General features: G+C 26.1%; 20 protein-coding genes. 15 read left to right on the forward strand and 5 right to left on the reverse strand.

The window, feature by feature from the left end; genetic code table 4:
- Nucleotides 1-27: 27 nt before the first annotated feature.
- The 12 genes from rplX (at nt 28) to JXZ93_RS00925 (ending at nt 9,164) form a co-directional block, all read left to right on the forward strand.
- A complete protein-coding gene (gene rplX, locus JXZ93_RS00870; protein WP_205852368.1) occupies nt 28-351 on the forward strand; it encodes a 50S ribosomal protein L24 in 324 nt (107 codons plus the stop codon).
- A gap of 3 nt (nt 352-354) precedes the next feature.
- Nucleotides 355-900 carry a 50S ribosomal protein L5 gene (gene rplE / locus JXZ93_RS00875; protein WP_205852351.1) on the forward strand — a complete coding sequence of 182 codons (546 nt, stop codon included), beginning with the start codon at nt 355-357 and terminating at the stop codon, nt 898-900.
- A complete protein-coding gene (locus JXZ93_RS00880) occupies nt 900-1,085 on the forward strand; it encodes a type Z 30S ribosomal protein S14 (protein WP_174893033.1) in 186 nt (61 codons plus the stop codon). Before rplE ends, JXZ93_RS00880 begins: the two co-directional genes overlap by 1 nt.
- Nucleotides 1,086-1,087: 2 nt before the next feature.
- A complete protein-coding gene (rpsH, locus tag JXZ93_RS00885; protein ID WP_174893184.1) occupies nt 1,088-1,483 on the forward strand; it encodes a 30S ribosomal protein S8 in 396 nt (131 codons plus the stop codon).
- 8 nt (nt 1,484-1,491) lie between these two features.
- Nucleotides 1,492-2,031 (forward strand): 50S ribosomal protein L6, encoded by a 540-nt coding sequence (rplF, locus tag JXZ93_RS00890; protein WP_205852350.1) that lies wholly within the window; start codon nt 1,492-1,494, stop codon nt 2,029-2,031.
- Between the two features lie 24 nt (nt 2,032-2,055).
- The gene (gene rplR / locus JXZ93_RS00895; protein WP_241007010.1) at nt 2,056-2,406 is read left to right on the forward strand and encodes a 50S ribosomal protein L18; all 351 of its coding nucleotides are present in this window, start codon (nt 2,056-2,058) and stop codon (nt 2,404-2,406) included.
- A 2-nt stretch (nt 2,407-2,408) separates the two neighbouring features.
- Nucleotides 2,409-3,083: a 30S ribosomal protein S5 gene (gene rpsE / locus JXZ93_RS00900; RefSeq protein WP_241007009.1), complete on the forward strand. Its 675-nt coding sequence runs from the start codon at nt 2,409-2,411 to the stop codon at nt 3,081-3,083.
- Nucleotides 3,084-3,091: 8 nt separating this feature from the next.
- Entirely contained in the window at nt 3,092-3,526 is a 435-nt protein-coding gene (gene rplO, locus JXZ93_RS00905) for a 50S ribosomal protein L15 (RefSeq protein ID WP_205852365.1), read from the forward strand.
- Between the two features lie 46 nt (nt 3,527-3,572).
- Nucleotides 3,573-6,239 carry an exonuclease domain-containing protein gene (locus JXZ93_RS04100; protein ID WP_205852458.1) on the forward strand — a complete coding sequence of 889 codons (2,667 nt, stop codon included), beginning with the start codon at nt 3,573-3,575 and terminating at the stop codon, nt 6,237-6,239.
- A gap of 88 nt (nt 6,240-6,327) precedes the next feature.
- Nucleotides 6,328-7,392: an ABC transporter substrate-binding protein gene (locus JXZ93_RS00915; RefSeq protein ID WP_205852459.1), complete on the forward strand. Its 1,065-nt coding sequence runs from the start codon at nt 6,328-6,330 to the stop codon at nt 7,390-7,392.
- On the forward strand, nt 7,385-8,404 hold the full coding sequence (locus JXZ93_RS00920) for an iron ABC transporter permease (RefSeq protein ID WP_205852347.1): 1,020 nt from the start codon (nt 7,385-7,387) through the stop codon (nt 8,402-8,404). The genes JXZ93_RS00915 and JXZ93_RS00920 overlap by 8 nt, the downstream gene beginning before the upstream one ends.
- Nucleotides 8,391-9,164: an ABC transporter ATP-binding protein gene (locus JXZ93_RS00925; protein ID WP_205852460.1), complete on the forward strand. Its 774-nt coding sequence runs from the start codon at nt 8,391-8,393 to the stop codon at nt 9,162-9,164. The genes JXZ93_RS00920 and JXZ93_RS00925 overlap by 14 nt, the downstream gene beginning before the upstream one ends.
- 39 nt (nt 9,165-9,203) lie before the next feature.
- Here the strand turns inward: JXZ93_RS00925 and JXZ93_RS03650 are convergent, their stop codons facing one another.
- Nucleotides 9,204-11,123 carry a M13-type metalloendopeptidase gene (locus tag JXZ93_RS03650; RefSeq protein ID WP_205852461.1) on the reverse strand — a complete coding sequence of 640 codons (1,920 nt, stop codon included), beginning with the start codon at nt 11,121-11,123 and terminating at the stop codon, nt 9,204-9,206.
- Between the two features lie 11 nt (nt 11,124-11,134).
- Nucleotides 11,135-12,943 (reverse strand): translation elongation factor 4, encoded by a 1,809-nt coding sequence (lepA, locus tag JXZ93_RS00935; protein ID WP_205852344.1) that lies wholly within the window; start codon nt 12,941-12,943, stop codon nt 11,135-11,137.
- Nucleotides 12,944-13,046: 103 nt separating this feature from the next.
- Here lepA and JXZ93_RS00940 point away from each other — a divergent pair, with 103 nt between their 5' ends.
- Both JXZ93_RS00940 and JXZ93_RS00945 read left to right on the forward strand, forming a co-directional pair.
- Nucleotides 13,047-13,892 carry a Cof-type HAD-IIB family hydrolase gene (locus tag JXZ93_RS00940; RefSeq protein ID WP_205852462.1) on the forward strand — a complete coding sequence of 282 codons (846 nt, stop codon included), beginning with the start codon at nt 13,047-13,049 and terminating at the stop codon, nt 13,890-13,892.
- Nucleotides 13,893-13,940: 48 nt separating this feature from the next.
- Nucleotides 13,941-14,666, forward strand: coding sequence for an MAGa3780 family membrane protein (locus tag JXZ93_RS00945; RefSeq protein ID WP_205852342.1), 726 nt, complete (start codon nt 13,941-13,943; stop codon nt 14,664-14,666).
- Between the two features lie 131 nt (nt 14,667-14,797).
- On the opposite strand, the gene JXZ93_RS04105 is transcribed toward JXZ93_RS00945, so the two are convergent.
- Together JXZ93_RS04105 and JXZ93_RS00955 are read right to left on the reverse strand one after the other, a co-directional pair.
- A complete protein-coding gene (locus JXZ93_RS04105; protein WP_205852463.1) occupies nt 14,798-16,501 on the reverse strand; it encodes a leucine-rich repeat domain-containing protein in 1,704 nt (567 codons plus the stop codon).
- Between the two features lie 68 nt (nt 16,502-16,569).
- Complete coding sequence (locus JXZ93_RS00955) at nt 16,570-18,168, reverse strand: MAG5620 family putative phospho-sugar mutase (RefSeq protein WP_205852464.1); 1,599 nt, start codon at nt 18,166-18,168, stop codon at nt 16,570-16,572.
- 142 nt (nt 18,169-18,310) lie between these two features.
- On the opposite strand from JXZ93_RS00955, the gene ychF reads away from it, so the two are divergent.
- Complete coding sequence (gene ychF / locus JXZ93_RS00960; RefSeq protein WP_205852309.1) at nt 18,311-19,411, forward strand: redox-regulated ATPase YchF; 1,101 nt, start codon at nt 18,311-18,313, stop codon at nt 19,409-19,411.
- A gap of 42 nt (nt 19,412-19,453) precedes the next feature.
- Here ychF and JXZ93_RS00965 read toward each other — a convergent pair whose 3' ends face one another.
- Nucleotides 19,454-21,025 (reverse strand): hypothetical protein, encoded by a 1,572-nt coding sequence (locus JXZ93_RS00965; RefSeq protein ID WP_241007087.1) that lies wholly within the window; start codon nt 21,023-21,025, stop codon nt 19,454-19,456.
- Nucleotides 21,026-21,194 lie beyond the last annotated feature (169 nt).

The following is a 21,194-nucleotide window of genomic DNA, read 5'->3' on the forward strand; positions in this document are numbered from 1 at the left end:
GTAAAGGAAAATTAAATTATGACAAAAATTAAATTTAAAAAAGACGACCAAGTTATTGTAATTGCTGGTAAAGAAAAAGGGAAAATTGGAGTTATTGAAAAAATATTCCACAAAACAAATAGAGTTATCGTTAAAGATGTAAATATCGTTACAAAACACAACAAACCAACACAACAAAATCAAGACGGTTCTATAACAGAAATGGCTGCTCCAATTCATGCATCAAACGTAGCTTATTTAGTAAAAAAATCAAGTAAAACAAGTAAACAACAAACTTCAAAACTAGGATATAAAATTAATAAAAACGGTAAAAAAGTAAGAGTTGCTAGAAAAACTCAAAAGGAAGTGTAGTATATGTTAAAACAAATTTATTTAGAAAAAGCAGTTCCGGCTCTTAAAGAAAAATACAACTACTCTTCATCAATGCAAGTACCTAGAATTGAAAAAGTTGTATTAAACATGACAGCTGGTAAAGAAGTTTCAAATTCAAAAGCAATCGAAGAAGTTTTAAATGAATTAACATTAATTTCAGGACAAAAACCATTCGAAACAAAAGCTAAAAAATCTAACGCTTCATGAAAACTTCGTGAAGGAATGGCTATGGGTGGAAAAGTTACACTACGTAGAGATAGAATGTGAGAATTTTTAGATAAATTAATAAATGTTGCAATGCCACGTATTCGTGATTTTCGTGGAGCAAACCCTAAAGCATTTGATGGTAGAGGGAATTTTGCTTTAGGTATTAAAGAAGAAATTATTTTCCCAGAAATCGAATTTGATAAAATTCGTCGTATTAAAGGGTTAGATGTTCTTGTAGTAACTACAGCTAAAACAAACGAAGAAGCAAGAACATTATTAGAATCATTAGGTGTACCATTTGAAAAAAAAGGAGCTAAATAATGGCGAGAAAAGCATTAATAGTTAAGGCGAAACGCGAACCAAAATTTTCATCACGTGCATATACACGTTGTGAATTATGTGGACGTCCACATGCAGTATTAAGAAAATATAAAATATGTCGTATCTGTTTTAGAAACCTTGCGCATGAAGGTAAAATTCCAGGTGTGAAGAAAGCGAGTTGATAATTATGTTTATTACAGATCCAATTTCAGATTTAGTAGTTCGTATTAAAAACGCGAATATTAGAAAACACAAAACAGTTTCAATGCCTTATTCAACAAAAAAAGAAGAAATTTTAAAAGTGGTTCACTCAGAAGGTTATATTTCATCTTATGAAGTTAAAGGTGAAGGTACATCAAAAGAATTAGTAGTTACATTAAAATACAAGAAAAATCAACCTGCTATTGTTGGGATTAAAAGAATCTCAAAACCAGGTCTTAGAGTTTATGTAAAAACTCTTGAAATTCCAACAATTATGTCAGGATATGGAACAGTTATCATTTCTACATCAAAAGGATTAATGACAGGAACACAAGCTAGAGAGGCAAAAGTGGGTGGTGAAATTATCGCTCACATTTGATAGGTAGTTGTATGTCTCGTGTAGGAAATCGTATTTTAACAATACCTGCTGGAGCAACAGTTACAGTAGATAATTCAACAGTTACAGTTAAAGGACCATTAGGTACTTTAACAAGAACATTTAGTCATTTAATCACAGTAAAAGTAGAAGATAATAAAGTTTCAACAATTCGTGCAAACGAAGAAAAAACAACTAAACAATTACATGGAACAACAAATTCTCATATTTCAAATATGATTGAAGGTGTTACAAAAGGTTTCAAAATTGATTTAGAAATTAAAGGAGTTGGGTATAAAGCTGTTTTATCAGGTTCAAAACTAGATGTATCAGCTGGATATAGCCACATCCATTCATTAGAAATTCCAAGTGACATTAAAGTTACAGTTGCAAAACCAACAGAAGTTTCAGTATTTGGTATCGATAAACAAAACGTAGGGCACTTTGCTTCAATTGTTAGAGCAGTTAGAAAACCAAGTGTTTACTCAGGTAAAGGTATTTCATATAAAGGTGAAAAAATTAGACGTAAAGAAGGGAAAACAGCTTCTAAATAGTATTAAGAAGTTAATTAAAACATTATGGCAAAATTATCAAGAAATCAAGCTAGAAAAGTTAAACACCAACGTGCACGTTACTGAATTAACGGTACAGCTACAAAACCACGTTTAAACGTTTTTAAATCTCACCAAAACTTTTATGCACAATTAATCGATGACCAAAAAAGAGTTACATTAGCATCAGTTTCAACACTTAAAGATGAAACATATGGTGGTAACATTAAAGCTGCTGAAAAATTAGGTGAATTAATGGGAGAAAAAATTAATTCATTAGGAATTAAAGAAGTAGTATTTGATCGTGGTGGATATTTATATCATGGTCGTGTAAAAGCATTTGCTGAATCAGTAAGAGCGAAAGGAGTTAAATTCTAATTATGGAAAAAGATAATAAAAAAGTTTTAACTCAAAACGAAACAACAGGTACAAAAGAAGTTACTGCTAAAAAAACTTTTAGACCAAGAAAAAATGTTGCTAATGATCAAAACGAAAATTCAGATAAAGTTAGAACACAAAATCGTCGTGGACCAAGAAGAAACAACACAAGAAATAACCGTCAAAGAGTAGAATCAGAATATACTGAAAAAGTTATCGATATTGCTCGTGTTACAAAGGTTGTTAAAGGTGGAAGAAGATTTAGTTTCTCAGCCTTTGTTGTTATTGGAAATAAAAAAGGTGTAGTTGGATACGGTCACGGGAAAGCAAACGAAGTTCCAGACTCAATTAAGAAAGCTATCAAAGATGCTAAAAATAATTTAGTAACAGTTCCACTTGATAGTAAAACAGGTACAATTCCACACGAAATTCCAATGACAAAATACTTAGCATCAAAAGTTATGTTAAAACCTGCTCCAAAAGGAAAAGGTCTTATCGCTTCTGGTGCAGTACGTGCAGTTGTTGAACTTGCTGGTTACACAGATATTGTTACAAAAACATATGGTTCACGTAAAAAAGCAAACATTGTTAAAGCAACAGTTAAAGCCCTTAAACAATTAAGAACACCTGAACAAATTGCAGAACTTAGAGATAAAGATGTAAAGGATTTTAAATAATTATGGCAATTAAATTACATACATTAAAATCAACAGAAGGTTCAAGACCAGAAAAACACCGTAAAGGGCGTGGGCATGCTGCCGGAAAAGGTAAACAAGCTGGTAAAGGTCAATCAGGACAAAATAAACGTAAAGGGCACAGATTAGGATTTGAAGGGGGACAAACTCCTTGATTCCGTCGTATTGGAAAACGTGGATTTACAAACGTAAATCATGTTGAATACCAAGTAATTAATTTATCTGATTTAGAGTTAAAATTTAAAGATGGTGAAAAAGTAACAGTAGAAAGATTATTCGAAGAAGGTTTAGTAAAAAGATCATTACCAATAAAATTATTAGGAAATGGTACATTAACTAAAAAATTACATGTTGTAGTAAATAAAGCTTCTGCTTCTGCAAAAGCAGCATTTGAAGAACTTAATGGAACAATTGAGGAATTTTAATTATTTAAAATAGAGGGTAACCTCTATTTTTCTAATTAACTAAAAAATGAAAAAAGAAAATAAAAATAATGAATTATCTTTAGAACAAAGAAAGATAATTAATTCTTTTTATGGTGATAATTTAATAGTAAATGCGGCTGCTGGCAGTGGAAAAACTAGAGTTATAGTAGAAATTATTTATGAGTCAAATAAATATAATTTAAACTCAAAAATATTAGTTTTATCATATAATACAAAATTAGTAAATGATACAAAAATAAGGATTTTAAAAAAAGATATTACAATAAAAAATTGTGACATTCATACATTTCACTCTTTCGCAACTAAAAAGAGCAAAAAAATAGTTATGGATGATCTTGGCTTAAAAGAGTTTAATGAATCTAAAATATTAACTGTTGATGAATACGATACAATCATTATAGATGAAGCACAGGATATAACTCCACTTTATTGAGTTTTAATACTTAAAATATTAAAATATAACGCAAAAGCGAGAGTCATGTTTATAGGCGATTCAAATCAAGAAATATATAACTTCAAAAAAGCTAGTTCAATGTTTCTTGAAAATATTGATAAATTAATACCTTCTAAAACTTGAAAAAAATTAGAAATAAATGGTTCGTTTAGGGTGCCTAATGCTACCTGGCGTATGTTAAAAGAAAGTAAACAATATAAAAGCGAGTCTTTTAATGCTTTGAACAAAGAAGGTATATTAAAAATTAATGCTTTTGAATATAAAGATAAATTGTTTGAAGAAACTATAGTTGAAAAAATTCACCAATACGGACAAGAAAATATATTTGTTCTATCGAATACTACTAATATTAATATAATACGAGATACCGCTAATAAACTTACATTAAAGGGTTTTAAAGTATATGTTTCTAGATCTGATAACGAAGAAAAAGTAGATTTTAAAGAAATGCATGGGAAAATTGTTTTTAGTTCTGTACATCAAGTAAAAGGTTTGGAACGTAAAATAGTTATAATAATTAATCTTGATGGTGATGTTCAAAAGAAATATACTATAGATGAATTTAATAAATTGTTTTATGTAGCAGCAACTAGAAATATTGAAGAATTACATATATTTTTTAATAAAAATAGATCATTGCCTACTTTAATGGAAGGTATGAAAGATCAAATTGATGGTTGAATAGACTATGAAAATGACTCAAGTGACGAAGCTTATAATATCAAAAAAGCAACTGAAATTATAAAGTTTATACCTATTGAAATAGAAGAAGAACTAAAGAGTTTAATAGATATTAGTGAAATAAATAAAAAAGATGAAATTATTAAAATTTCAAACATAATTACTTATGATGGTTTCTTTTATGATATTTCAGATATTAATGGAATTTATGCCGAACAAATATTAGGAAATGATAATTTAGATGAAATTAAGAAAATTAATAGAATAATATTAAATTTTTTTACTATGTTTAATTCAATATCGAAAGAAACACACCAGTATATAGAGAAAATTATCAACAAGGAATTTAATTCTTTTTTAGAGTTATGTTTTATTAAGCATTCTATTGAAACAAATGATATAACTAGACTAAAACATTTTGAGGATAATATAAACAATTTTCCAACTTGAATTGATAAAGAAAATCATAATAAAATATATTCAAGAATGCAAAAATATTTATCAAAAAGTAATTTTGAGCAGCAAATTGGCGTTAATTGAGATAATAAAATTTTGGGTATAATTGATTTTTATCAAAAATATACAAACGAAGTGCACGAGATTAAGTTTGTGTCAAATTTATCTCTTACACATTTTTTTCAAGTTGCAGTTTACTTGCTTATTTTATATAAAACATCTAAAAATAAGAATATTCCTGTTGGTTATTTACTAAACATTAAAGATAATATGCGTTATAAGATTACTATTAATGATTTTCAAAAATTTGAGATAATTTTATTAAAAATTTTAGATGGTTTCAATAATGAAATTAGTGTTGAAGAATTTATTAACCTTTATAACGAAAATCAACTAAATATTCTTTGTCAAAAAACTTTAATGATTAAAGAATATAAGGAAAATGTTCCGACAAAAATTGTAAATAAAATAAAAAGTAATAAAAAAAGCGAAATAAAACAGAAGTACAATAAAATTGTATTTTTCGATACAGAAACAACATCTTTGCAAGGTGAAATTATACAACTATCGTTAGTTGTATATGAAAATGAAATTAAAGTTGATGAGATTAACTTTTACTTTAAAAATGACCTTCGAATACATCGCCAAGCTTACTTAGTTCACAAAATAAGCGATGAATTTTTGATAAATAAACCTAAATTTTACGAAGAATTTAACAAAATATATAAATATTTAACTGGTGATTATTTATGAATAGCACATAACGCCGCTTTTGATATTTACAGATTATTTTTTAATTTCAAATATTATAGTGAAAATATTGGTGATAAATTGGAAAATGTAAAATTTAATTATCTATGTAGTTTTAATACGATGAAAAAAAATGTGCCGGGCCTTAAGAGTTATAAGCTAGAAAACCTAGCAAAAGAATTTGGTTTAGAAATGGGTAAATTTCATGATTCGCTATTTGATGCTCAGACAATTGTAAAGTTATTAAAGAAAGTTGATGACAGTATTGAAGGTTATATTAATAGTTCTTTAAAGAATGGATATAAAATAAAAACATTTAATTATGTAGAATGATCAAGAGATAAAAAATAATTTTTATAAAAAATTATCAATTTGTCAAATATTTTTTATGTTAAACTATTTTTGTATAATATTTCTAAAATTTTATGAAAGGTAAAAAATGAAATTTAAAAAATTTTTATTAACTATTCCTGTTGGTATATTAACTTTACCAATAATTTCAATTTCATGTAGTAAAGAAATTAAAAGTAAAAATAGCGTTGATGTTATTGATACTTCTTCTATAGAAAGAAAAGTTAGAATTAATGCTAAAAATATTGCGATTCCAGGAAGATCAGGGATTGGTATGCTAATCGCTTTTGGTTTAGGAGATAGAATTAGTGGGGTTTACAAGTCGACACTCGACAATCAATGAATAAATAAAATATATCCTAATTCTAAAAAGTATACTAAATTACAATATAGCCCAAATAAAGAAGAATATTTAGCACAAGGCTATGATTTAGTAATTGCTCCAGATCCTATTGTGGCAAATTCCGTTATTGAGGCGGGAATGTCGTCTATGGTTATTAGCCAATATCATCAACCCACATATGACGATTTTATAACATTATATCCAGAAATATTAACTAAAATTTTTACTGACACTCAAGTGAAAAATAAAGTTAATACGTGAATTAATGAATTGAATCAAATTATATTAGAAATAAAAGAAAAATTATCAAATAAAGAAATAATTAAAAAAGTTTGATACGTACGCGGTGACAAAAACAAAGGAGTAACTTACACAGAGTCTGGACAAGATACTTTATTATCATCTATAATGCGTATTTTAAAAGTTTATTATGTTCCAGGTGAATTTACTATTGAAAATAATGTAGCAACAAAGGAACAGTTATTAAAAGACAATGCTGATTACTATCTTTTTGGAGGTAAATTCCAAAACGAAAACATTAATGCTTTAAAATCTGATGAAACATTTTCGTCACTAAAAGCGGTAAGGCAAAATAATTTAATAAATATACCTTTAGGTGTGATACCTTTTGAACAAATTGGAGTCGAGTTAAAAATATTTATCGCTTATCTTGCTAATGAATTTTGGCCCGAAATCTTCAATTTCGATATACGATCAATGTTAAAAAATACATACAAAACATATTATAACTATGATTTAGCCGATGATGAAATTACTAAAATTTTAAGCGGTATACAACCAAATGCTTAAAACTAAAAAATATATATTATTTGGAATTACTATATTATTATCATTATTAATTATTTTTATATCTTTATGTTTTGGTAGATATAATATTAATTTTAATAAATTTTTACAAATAATATTTGGTAAATTAAATACAGAAAATACTATTGAATATAATGTTATTTTAAATTTAAGATTACCTAGAACTTTATTAGCTTTTATGGTAGGTGGAGCATTAACTTTATCTGGTTTAATTTATCAAGAAACATTTCAAAATAATTTAGTTTCACCAAGTATACTTGGTGTATCTTCGGGATCTAGTGTTGGTGCTGGGTTTGCAATAGTTTTAGGTTTATCTAATGTAATGTGAGGTATGGGAGTTTCATTTTTTGCGTTTATTTTTGGTATTTTAACAATTTTGATAACAATATTTGTCTCAAAAATGTTTAAAAACACTAAGACTTTATCTTTAATATTAGCAGGAATAATAATAACTGGTTTTATGTCAAGTGTTATTAGTGTAATAAAAACAGTTGCTAACGAACAAACTCAATTACCTTCAATAATTTTTTGACTCATGGGTAGTTTTTCGGAAGTTAAAATGTACCAAGTTTGAATTTTTATGCCTATTTATATAGTTTCAATAATAATTTTATTTTCTATTAGATGAAGAATAAATATCATAAGTAGAGGCGAAGAAATTGCGCAAAGTAGAGGGTTAAATTACAAATATTATAGATGAATAATAATAATTATTTCGACACTTTTGACAGCTAGTTCGATTGCTGTTGCAGGGAATATAACTTGAATTGGGTTAGTAATTCCTAATATTATTAGAATTTGATTAGGTAAAAATACAAAAACAACTATTCCTTTTAGTATAACTATAGGCGGTTCTTTTATGGTTATTATAGATATTATTTCACGAACCTTAACTTCAGGCGAAATTCCAATAAGTGCTATTTCTGGAATTATAGGAGCTATATTATTCGCCTATATTTTAATTGTTAAAAAAGGCAAAAATGAAAAAAGTTAATACTATCATTAAAATTCAAAATTTAAGTTTTAAATATAATAAAATGAGCAATATTTTAACAAATATTAATTTATCTTTTTTAAAAGGAAAAATATATACAGTTTTAGGTCTTAATGGTTCTGGTAAAACTACATTAATTAAGCTTTTAGCAGGCATAAATAAACCAAATAGCGGAAAAATTTTTATTAATAATATCGATTTATCAAAAATTAAAATAAAAGAAAGATCAAAAATTTTTAGCTACGTACCTCAGGTTATTTCAATCGAAAATGAGTATACTGTTTTGGAATATTTAAGATTTAGTTTTGTTAATAAATATAAATTTTATCAAGAACCTTCGTTAGAAGACGATTCTAAAATAAGAGCTATTTTAAACGAAGTAAATATGAGTTCTTTTATAAATACTAAAATAAATAATTTATCAGGGGGTCAACGACAAATAATTGAATTATGCGCTGCTTTTTTACAGGATACCGAAATTATTTTTTTAGACGAACCAACGAGCGCTTTAGATTTAAAAAATCAACAAAAAGTATTATCTATATTAAAAGCAAAAAAAGACTTGGGGAAGACTATTATTTTATCAACACATGATCCTAATCATGTATTATTTCTTGAATCTGAAGTTATTATTGTTGAAAACGGTATTGTAAATCAAAATAATGTAGGTTCTTATAAAGAAATAATAAAAGTGGATAAACTCAAAAAAATATATGGCGATAATATTAAGTCCGCGACTAAAGATAATATTGTTTTTTAACGCGAAATTAATAATAAAAAAGAGGTTTATGCCTCTTTTTTATCAAATTTTAACTTTATTTTCTGGCGATACATACATTTTATCATCAGGTTCTATATTATAAGTTTTTTCAAATAATTCATTATTTCCTAAAATAACATTTGCACGTATTTTAGCAGGAGAATGAACGTCTGAATCTAATAAACGTTTTGCAGTTCCTTCCTTATAAATTGAACGTCATGTTGTAGCTCAACTTTCAAAGAATTCTTCTGCTTTAAAATCATTTTCACGTTGTGCAGATTCTAAAGCACAATCAAATCCACCTAAATCTGCTATGTTTTCTGAAACTGTTAATTTACCATTAACTTTTCCAAATTCAGTTTCTCTACCGTCGAATAGTTTAATCGCAGCTTCTGTTCTTTTTTGAAATTCTTTTCTATCGTTATCTGTTCATCAATTGTTTAATTTACCATTTTCATCAAATTGAGCTCCATTATTATCGAAACCATGAGATATTTCGTGAGCTATAACAGCACCAATCGCACCAAAGTTAGCTGTTTTAGATCTATTAACATCATAAAATGGGTATGACAAAATTGCAGCCGGGAAAACAATGTGATTTTTCATTGGGTGGTAGTAAGCGTTGATTGTCGATGGCGACATTGATCAATATCTTTTATCTTCTTGTTTGTGATATAAACTTAATCTATATTTTGCAATTATTTTTGAAAATGAATGAACAGCTTCGAAAATACTTCCGTTTTCTTCGTATGTTTTTACCTTAAATTTTGAGAAGTAAGGACGTATTATTTCTGGATATCCGACCATATATTCAAATTTAGATAATTTAATAAGTGCTTTTTCAATTGTGTTTTTAGAAAGTCAGGTGTTTTTTTGAAGTCTTTCTCTATATACTTCAATCATACTTTGCACCATTTCTTCAACATCTTTTTTAGCTTTTTCTCCAAAGTATGTTTTAGCATAATACATACCTAACGGCATACCAAAATATTTTTTAACTAAATCAAATGCATAGTCTTCTGTTGATCTATTTTTGTTTATTGAGTATACGGTATTTCTGTATACTGACGCTTTAGTTCTAATTCTTTCATTTAAATAAGGTGTAACTCCTAAGAAATTAACTATAAACATTAAATCTTTATATTTTTCTAAGTTATTATCATCAAAAATTTCATCAAAAGCATCAAAAATTTTAAGGTTTTGAATTGATACTTCAGTGACTTTTTCTCCAATTAATTCATCAAGTTTAGTTCAAAAATCAAAACGTTTAGATAAATTAACTTCACCTCTTTGTCTTAAATTATATGCGGACACATAATCAGCATTTTCAACTGAACTTTTAACATATTCTTTATAAATATCATCAAATTCAATCGCATTGTTAACCATTTTTAAAGCAGTGTTATTATCTAATCCGTAGTCAAGAAGCAAATCAATAACCATATCTTTTCAAACTTTTAGAAGTTTGTTTTTTTCTTTTTCATTTTGGTATGTTTCTTTTGAGGGTAGAATTGTTGGTAATTCACCAATTCAAGCAATTTTTTTAGTGTTATCTAGAAAATCATCATCAACTGAAAAATCAAATGGTAGATATGTATATTCTAGGAATTTATCTTTTTCTCAATTAAAAAAGTCTTTAAAAGTAGTCATACTTTTTAATTCTTTTCTAAGTGGTTCTAAAAACATTTCTTTAGCAGGCGATCAATTTAATTCATCTCTTTTGTTTGTATCAATAATTAAATTATAAAATTTAATCATTTCAATTAATTTAGGATCACTAGGTAATTCGGTGTTATTTTTTGATCAATTAACAATTGTCTCTTTTAATATTTTTTCCAAGTTAATATCTAATTCTACAAATGAACCAATACTAGAACGGTCATCAGGAATTTTAGCTGTTTTTAGTCATTGTGCATTAATATATGCGAAAAAATCATCTTTAAGTAATTTCTTATCCATTTTCATCTCCTTTATTTTTTTGGATCAATATTTGTTTTAAGAATTGATAAGAACGCCTCTTGTGGTACCTCAATTGAACCAAGTTTTTTCATACGCTTCTTACCTTCTTTTTGTTTTTTTAGTAATTTTTGTCTACGTGTAACGTCACCACCATATAATTTTGCAGTGACATCTTTACGATATGCTTTAATAGTTTCACGAGCTATTATTTTACCACCAATAGTAGCTTGAACCGGAACTTCAAAGTTTTGGCGAGGTATAGCATCTTTTAATTTTTGACATAATTCTCTAGCATTTTCGTAAGCTCTATCTTTATGCGTAATTATTGAAAAAGCATCAACTTTATCTCCGTTTAATAAAATATCAACTTTAACTAAATCGCTTTCTCGGTACCCAATTCATTCATATTCGAATGATGCATAACCTTTGGTGCTTGATTTTAATCTATCAAAAAAGTCAAAAATTGTTTCTGCTAATGGTAGTTCGTAAATAACTAATGAACGTTTTTCATCTATCATTTCTAAATTTTTATAAATACCGCGTTTATTTTGACATAATTCCATAACGTTACCAATATATTCATTTGGTATAAATATTTTAGCTTCTACATACGGTTCTTTTATTTTGTCAATAAATGTACGATCAGGTAATAGTGTTGGGTTGGCTATCATTTCTACTTCACCATTTGTCATATGTACTTCATATTCAACACTAGGACTAGTTGCTATTATTCCGACTTTATATTCTCTATCGAGTCTTTCTTGTAGAATTTCCATGTGTAATAATCCTAAAAATCCTACTCTAAATCCAAAACCAAGTGCTTTTGAAGTTTCTTGATCTCATGTTATAGAAGAATCACTAAGTGAAATTTTTTCTAAACTTTCTTTTAGTAAAGAATAATCACGAGTATCTATTGGGTAAAATCCCGTAAAAACAACAGGTTTCATTTTTTTATACCCTGGAAGTGCTTTGCTTGTAGGGTTAGAAATTAATGTTATTGTATCACCGACATTAACTTCTTTTGCATCTCTAATTGCGGCTGATACTCATCCTACTTCCCCAGCTTCTAAAAACTCTTTTTTAGTTTCATGTGGATTTCTAATCCCGAGTTCAATAACATGATAATTATTTTCTTCATCGTTTCTTGACATAAATTTAAATTTATCACCGACTTTAAGTTTACCTTCAAAAATTCTTACAAGCATAACAACTCCTCTATATGGATCAAAATAACTGTCAAAAATTAATCCTTTAAGAGGTTTGTTATCATCAGCATTTCTTGGTGATGGTATATATTTAACTATACTGTCTAGCAATTTATCTACACCTAGTCCTGTTTTAGCAGAAACTAAAACGGCATTTTCTGTTGAAATACCAATCACTTCTTCTATTTCTTTTTTTACAGCTTCTACGTCAGCTGAAGGTAAATCAATCTTGTTAATAACAGGGATTATCTCAAGATTATTTTCTAATGCTAAATATACATTGGCTAAAGTTTGAGCTTCTATACCTTGAGTAGCATCAACAAGTAATAAGGCACCTTCTGATGCTGCCAATGAACGTGAAACTTCATAAGTAAAATCAACATGTCCGGGAGTATCAATTAAATGAAAAATGTAATCTTTGTGCTTAATTTGTACAGCATTTAATTTAATTGTAATTCCACGTTCTTTTTCTAAATCCATAGAGTCTAAAAATTGACTTGTTAAGTCTCTAGTTGCAACTGTATTTGTCATTTCTAAAATACGGTCAGCAAGTGTACTTTTACCATGATCTATGTGTGCTATAATTGAAAAATTCTTTATCTTTTCTTTATTCATAAGTATTTTAATTATACTATATTAAAGTTATATAATAACTATTATATTAATAAAAAAGAGTCTTTTGAGTTATGTTTTTTCAAAGTTTAGTATAATTTAAATTATGAAAAAATGAGTAATTTTTAGTGACGTTGACGGAACAATTTATCCGTTCCCAGGTAAAGTTTTATCGCAAGTAAATATTGATAAAGCTGCAGAAATTAAAGAAAAAGGAGTTGAATTTGTTATAAATACAGGAAATGCTCCTTACGAAAAAATACAAAGATTAGCTAACCAAATGAGTTCTCGTTATATTGTTTGTTCTAACGGTGCTTTAATTTTTGATAATTTAGAGAAAAAAGTGCTCAATATTGAATATATTGACACAAAGGAAGCTAGAAAAATATGAGATTTAGCTGAACAAGTAGGAGTTTATTTATATTATTTTGGTGATAACAGATATTTTTTAAAAGATCCTACACTAGAATTTCGTAAATTTATAACTGAATTTTGTGAATATGATAATTGAATTTTAACCGGCGAAATACCTGATGATTTACATAAAATTGAATTATATGGTGATAAAGATAAATTAAAAGAATTTTATGATAAAGCTATAGAAATGAATATTGATTTAAATATAGTTTACTTAGTTTCCCACATCGAAATTACTAAACCTGGAATTTCTAAAGGTACAGGTATGAAGTGATTATGTGATAATGTTTTTGGCGTAGATGTTAAAACAACAATGGCTATCGGTGATAGTCAAAATGATATTTCAATGTTTGAAATGACAGATTATTCTTATGCCATGGCTAATATTGATGATTATTCAATACAATTTGCAAAATTACATACTTCAAGCGTTGAACAAAATGGTTTAGCTGAAGCTATTGATGATTATTTATACCGTACTGATTTCGAATTAAAAAGACAGTTATCGCAACAAGGGCCAAAGCGTAAAAAATAAAGCAAAAAATGCTTTATTTTTTTATATTCAATAATATAATTCTCTATTATGAAAACATTATTTAAATTAGATACTCAAAAACGTAAAATTATAACTTTAATATCAGTTTTACTTTTATTAGTTATTACCAACGGTTTAATAATCACTTGAATGACTTTATTTAAAAACTCATCTGTTAATCATGAAGCAACTACTAAGAGTTTAGAATCATATTTTTTTAGATATTCGCAATTCTTTTATTTTACAAATTTAACCAATTATTTTAGTCTAATAACATTGCTATTAATGTGTTTTAGTAGAAAAAACATAATAAGAAGATTGTTTTTCCACTCTTTAATTTTAATTTCAATTACATTTCTTGTTTATTGAGGGTTAATCTCATGAACAAGTAATTGAAAAAATATTTTTCAGTCATACAAATCATTGCACACACACTTAATTAATCCTATGATCATATTTATTTTTGCATTTATTTGAAAAGATAAGCTTAAAATACTACAAAAAGATAAATTTATTTGTTTAATTTATGTTTTTTCTTACCTTATCTTTGCGTTTTTATTATTTATAAGTACTTATTATTTAGAATATAATAAAGAATATGGTGTTGTTATTTATCCTTTCTTAGATTTTTTTCATCCTTTCTTTTATAAAGGAAATAATTTAGATCTTAAATTAATCTTGAATTTAGTTATTATTTTAATAGGAATAGGTTTACCGATTTTAATTTTTAAATTTTGATATAGAGTTTTATCAATAAATAAAAAAACTAGTTAAGCTAGTTTTTTTATTTATTATATTTAAAGAATATTTCTTACTTTTTTACTACAAAAAGAAAAAGTATCATTATGAGTTTTTAAAATAATCTTAAATTTAATATTTTTATTATTTAGCATAATTTCTACTATTTAATTTATCTTAGTAATGATTTTTTCTCAATTTGAACCTTCAATTAATGTTTTAAAATCATCATTTGTCATATTTTCGGGTAATTGAGATTTTTCGAAACTTAATGAATGGTTGTTTTTAAATGCTCTGTTACCAATTGTAGTAACATTTGGCATTTGTACACTTTTAAGACGATTGTTATCTTGAAAAGATGAAATACCAATTTTTGTAACTTTCGGCATATTTACACTAGCAAGAAATCTATTCCCTTCAAAAGCTCTATTACCAATTTCTTTTACTTCTGGCATATTTACACTAGCAAGAGAATTATTTCTTTCAAAAGCTCCGTCACCAATCTCTTTAACTTTTTTGATATTTACAGTTTCTAACAATTCATTGTTAGCAAAAGCAAAACTACCGATTGTATAAACATTAGGTATACGTACATTTGTAAGTGATGTATTGTCTTTAAAAGCACACGGCAAAATAGTAGTAACTTTCGGCATATTTACACTAACAAGAGATTTGTTTTCACGAAAAGCTCAATTACCAATTCATTTAACTTCGGGAGCATTTATGCTTTTGAGTAATATATTGCCTAGAAAAGCACTATCGCCAATTTTAATAACTTTAGGCATATTTACCCTTCTAAGATAAGTGTTGTATCTAAAGGCGCTTTTTTGAATTTCAATAACTTTTGGAATATTTAGAATTGTAAGAGAATTATTGCATTCAAAAGCAAAATCTCCAATTTTTGTCACGTTAGGCATATTTATATTTTTAAGGTTAATATTATTTATAAAGGTATTTTCCTCAATCGTAGTGACTTTCGGAATATTTACACTTTTAAGTGATTCGTTATTAGCAAAAGCGAAACCTCCAATTTTTATAACACTTGGAATGATTATATTTCTAAGGTTGATACTATTTTTAAAGACACCATCTCCAATATGCGTAACGTTAGGCATACTTACATTTGTTAGAGAAGTATTGCCTTCAAAAGCACTGTTATTAACTCGGATAACTTCCGGAGCATTTACGCTTATAAGAGAAGTATTGTCTTCAAAAGCGTACGAACCAATTGTGATAACTTTTGGTATACTTATGCTTTTAAGGGATGTGTTGCTTCTAAAAGCGTGTTTTTCGATTATTTTAATTTCTGGCATATTTACACTTTTAAGCGATGAATTATGTTCAAAGGCTTTAGGAGCTATTTTTGTTACGTTTTCAGGTATTATAATTTCGCCTTTAGCATACTTTCCATCTATCAAAATATCATTTATTATTGCAAGTTTTTGTTTATCTGAATTTATTATTTGATCTAAAAATTTTGTATTAGAAAAAGCTTCATATCCAAAATTAATTACTTTTGGAACGCTTACACTTTTAAGGTTAATGTTATTTTTGAAAGCACATTTACCAATTAATTTCACTCTTGGCATAATTACATTTGTAAGAGACTTGTTGTTTGCAAAAGCATATTTTTCGATTTCTAAAACTTTTGTCATAACTAAATTACTAATATTTATTTCGTCATTATTTTTAAAAGACAAACTATTTGGTAACTTTCATTTTAAAGACTTTATATTTAAATCTCTTTGTACTCGATAGCAAATTTTGTTGTTATTAATATATTTTTCAATACTTCCGTTTTTTATAAACTTATATATATTGTTTTTATCAATTATAAATCAGTCTATTTTTAAAATATCGTTTTTTAACATTTTTATTTACTCCTTTTTAGGTTTACTTTTCATTATTCTTTTACGATAAGGATGGAACCTCTTAATATTTATCTATGTCATTTTTTTATCAATTTATTTAATTGGATTTGTAGTTTTTTACTATAAAGTAAATCGCTTATTCATGATGTTTTTTTATTTTTACTTTCGACCTCTATTTTGAAATTCATTTTTTGTTTTGATTTATCATATGTTAGGGAAAAATTATTTGTTCTATTTTTACTTTTTATTTCTCCTTTTAATAAATAATAAAAATCAGGAACTTCAACATTGATTTTTGTCAAGTTATCCAATTTATATTTTTTTGATATTTTGGATTGATCAATAATTTTATCACTAATTAAAATAGATTTTTCTAACGTCATTTTATAAGAGTAATTTTTTATCAAAATGTTCGAATTATCATCAATCATTTTTTTATATTTATACGCAAATAAATTGTTATTTATTTTATAATCGTATAACATTAAGCAATAGTTAAGAATAAAGTCAAAATTTTCTAAATTTAGATTATAGTTATTTGAATTAGAAAACTTATTTTTGTTATATGCTAGCAAAACATCGTTAGATTTAAGTTCATTTTCAAATCTATATGATATTGAATACATGTTCATTAAATTCAAAATATTAGAAGAAACATCGTGAGGTAAAAAAATATTTTTATATATAGTTTCGCCACTTTTCTTTCATTTTAAGAAGCTATAACTAATATATAAGTATATTAATTCATCTTCAGATAATTTAATATAACTATTTTTAACGCGAACTATCATGCTTAAATTGCTATTTTGATCTAACTTTATTATTAAGTCTGCTTTGTATGTTGTAGTGTTAAATAATTTATATAGATTATAAAAATTAATATCATTAATAATATTTTTAGATAAACTACTTTGTAATTTAGAAACTTTAAAACCTGAATTAGAAAGCATTTTTGTAACTATATAATTATCTTGTTTATTACTTATAAGTGTTTGAATATGAAATTGAGGTTTTTTATATATTTTTTTAAATTTTTTTATTTGTGGTTCAATTATTTTTTTATCAATGACTTTAAATAATTTTTCTATATTTAGCACCGTTGTATCATAATTATTATTAGGAATAATAAATTTATTAAAACCATTTAATGCTTCGATTATTATGTTTTGATCATCAATTGAAATCATTTCGTTTGAATTGTAGATTTTAATATAGTACTTATTATTTGTTGGATTATAATCAAGTAAAATTGAATGTTTAATATCCATACCTCTTAGCGTATTTAAAATGATAAATTCATTAATTTCTTCTGTATTATAAGTGAATATGTCAGAACCATTTTTGTTAGCGATGCTAATCATACTATTGAAAATTTTATTGTCAATATTTTTGTTTTTACCCATTAAAATTTTTCTATTATTTTTTCTTAAATTACTACAAAAGATTTCTGTTATTGAGAGGACAGTGAAAAGATTAAAATTATTTAAACCTAGTATTCAATTTGAATCAAATTCAATACCATAAATTGTACTTTTGGGTTGCTTTAAAATATCAAGATTGCTTTGCTCTGTTTCTTGAAATTTACTAATAAACTCTTCGTAAGTACTATAAAATATTGATTCATTATGGTAAAGACTATATCAACTTTTAAATAAATTCTTATTCATATTTTAATTATACTAATTTAATAATTGTTTAAGTAAAAAATAGTTTTTTGATCTTAAAAAAATAACCACTCCATTTTAAAAAATAACCTAGTAATTATTATTTTTGATATAATTAAATAAATTTTTAATTTAAAGGAGAAATATGTCGTTAAAAGCAGGTATAGTTGGTTTACCCAACGTTGGTAAAAGCACATTATTTAGTGCTATTACAAAAAAGAAAGTAGAGTCTTCTAATTATGCGTTTACCACGATAGAACCAAACGTTTCTTCTGTTCCATTAATCGATCCAAGACTTCAACAAATAGCAAATTTAATTAATCCAGATAAAATTGTTTGAGCAACTTTTGATTTTGTTGATATTGCAGGTTTAGTCAAAGGAGCTTCAAAAGGTGATGGTTTGGGTAATAAATTTTTAGCTAACATTAGAGAAGTTGATGCAATAATACATGTAATAAGATGTTTTGATGATAAAAGAATTATGCATGTTGCTAACTCTGTAGATCCGGTTAGAGATAAAGAAATTATTAATTATGAATTAATCTTAGCAGATTACGAAACTATAACAAAAGTCTTAGATAGAGTTGCCAAAAAAGCAAAATCAGGTGATAAAGATGCTATTATCGAGCAAAATGCAGCTCTAAAAGTAAAAGATGCATTGTTATCTAATATTCCAGCAAGAGAAGTGGAACTAGATGAAAAAGAAACAAAATTTATTAAAGGATATCATTTATTAACTTTTAAACCTATAATATATGTAGCTAACTTAGGCAACGATCAATTTATGGATTATGAAAACGATGAATTATTTTTACAATTAAAATCGTCATTAAAAGATGATGAAAAGATTATCCCTATTTCTGTTCAAATTGAATCAGATCTTGTTGAAATTGAAGATGAAAATGAAAAAGCTGAGCTTTTAGAGATGTACGGAATCAAAAGAAGTGGATTGGACTTATTGACAAAAGAAGCTTTTGATTTATTAAATTTAGAAACTTATTTTACTGCTGGTAAAATTGAAGCTAGAGCGTGAGTTTATCACAAAGGTTGAGAAGCTCCGAAATGTGCTGGTGTAATACATACTGATTTTGAAAAAAAATTTATCAAAGCAGAAGTTATTTCATTTGATGATTATATTAAATACGGTGGCGAGCAAGGAGCTAAAAATGCCGGGAAAATGCGTCAAGAAGGAAAACAATATGTCATGCAAGATGGTGACATTTGTCACTTTAAATTTGGTAAGTAATAAAAAAACCGAAATACAATATTTTAGTATTTTGGTTTTTTATTAATGTTTAATTTTTGAGTAATAATAAGTTGTTAAGAGAGAATCTAATTTATCATCTACTCCATTAACAGAATTATGGTTGATTGTATTATTTTGATCGCTAATTTGATATATTTCTAAAGCTTTAAAGTCAAAAGTATTGTCTTGATTTACAAAGTAATTTCTTTTTATTAACTCATATTCCGCAATATTTGAAGGGGTATAGTTGATGAAATCAAAATTTATGTAATTTGGATATTTATTTTCCAAATACTGATAGTATTTTTCGTCAAGAAAATCAATATGCGATAATTTAAAAGAAATTAAATCAAGTTTTTCTTGTTCATCATTTGCTTTTATAGTATTAAATAGTGATTCTTTTAAAATTTGATCATTATTTATTTTTTTAGAAATATAAGCGTTAAACGATTTTAAAATATCATTGTTAAATTCTTGCTTCAAGCCACTTAAGTAAATATCTCGTAATTCAGATTTGAACTCTTCAAATTTAGAAACCCCTCTTAAATTCTTATGATTATAAGCGGTAACTATTTTATCTCTGTATAAATTATTTAGATATTCATCGTACATTTTTAATTGATATTGTTCGATAGTCTTGTTATTATAAATGGCTGCCATATCATTGTAAATGGTAGTATTTAAAGTTGAATATAGATCATCTTCTAAAGAAGAGTTTATCCCTTTGGCTACCACTAATCCGTCAACTAATAAAATATTATTTTTAAATTTAATTGTCTCTATTGTTCCGTTAGGAATTTCAATTTCTTTATTTTCTTTGTTGTCAAATATGGTGAAACCATTTCCTTCGGAAAAATATGCGTCTAATGCATCTCCGTTATACATTATTGCAGCACTTACATCAATACGATTTTTATCTAATAATGATGCAATTATCCCTTGACCGTCAGAATTAAATGATATATGATTTCCGGTTGAAATATTAGTTTTAGTAGAGTTTTCGATAGTATAAATAAAATCGTTTATTGACTCTTTGTAATTAGTTTCATTTGTTTTATTATTATGGTTTTGTTCTGAAGAACCATATAACATATTTACTCTTACAGCATCTGTTATAACTAAGTCTTTATAATTATTTTTAGATATCACATCTAGAATATTTGTTATTGAATTATCATAAACATCATTTTTGAAGAATCGATTTTTATTAATTACATTATTTTGGTTTTTTATAGGATTATAAGCTATTATTCCGTCTTGAGCATAATAAGGTACAAAATATTTTCATAAATGTTTAGGTTGTTCAAATTTATTGCCGTATGCATCTTCTAAAAGTTGATCATCATATGATTCTAAATGTTTAAAAACATCAGGTGTATATATTTTTTTCAATATTTTTTTTAACTCATCATCATTTTTAATATCAATTTTTAATAGTTTGCTAAAGTTTATAGGTTGAATTAAATTTTTCTTTATTAATGATATAGCTTGAAAATCACTACCAATACCTGCGGAAACCTTAAAATTATTCAAAGCTGCGGTAAATTCGCTAATTTCATTAAATGTTTTATATTCAAATTTTTCGTTAAATTTATCTATTAGCGAGTCATTCATATAAGATTTATAATTATAAAAAGCGGGTTTATATTTTTTATTAACTTTTAAGAGAGCTACTGTTGTTATAGTTATTGCTGCGCTAATAAAACCAAATAAAATTGATATTTTTTTTATATTTTTTATTGAAAAAAAATTCTTAAAATTCTCCATTAGTTCCTTTACATTT

The sequence above is a fragment of the Mycoplasma sp. CSL10166 genome, assembly GCF_017116885.1.
Classification (GTDB): Bacteria; Bacillota_I; Bacilli_A; order Mycoplasmatales; family Metamycoplasmataceae; genus Mycoplasmopsis.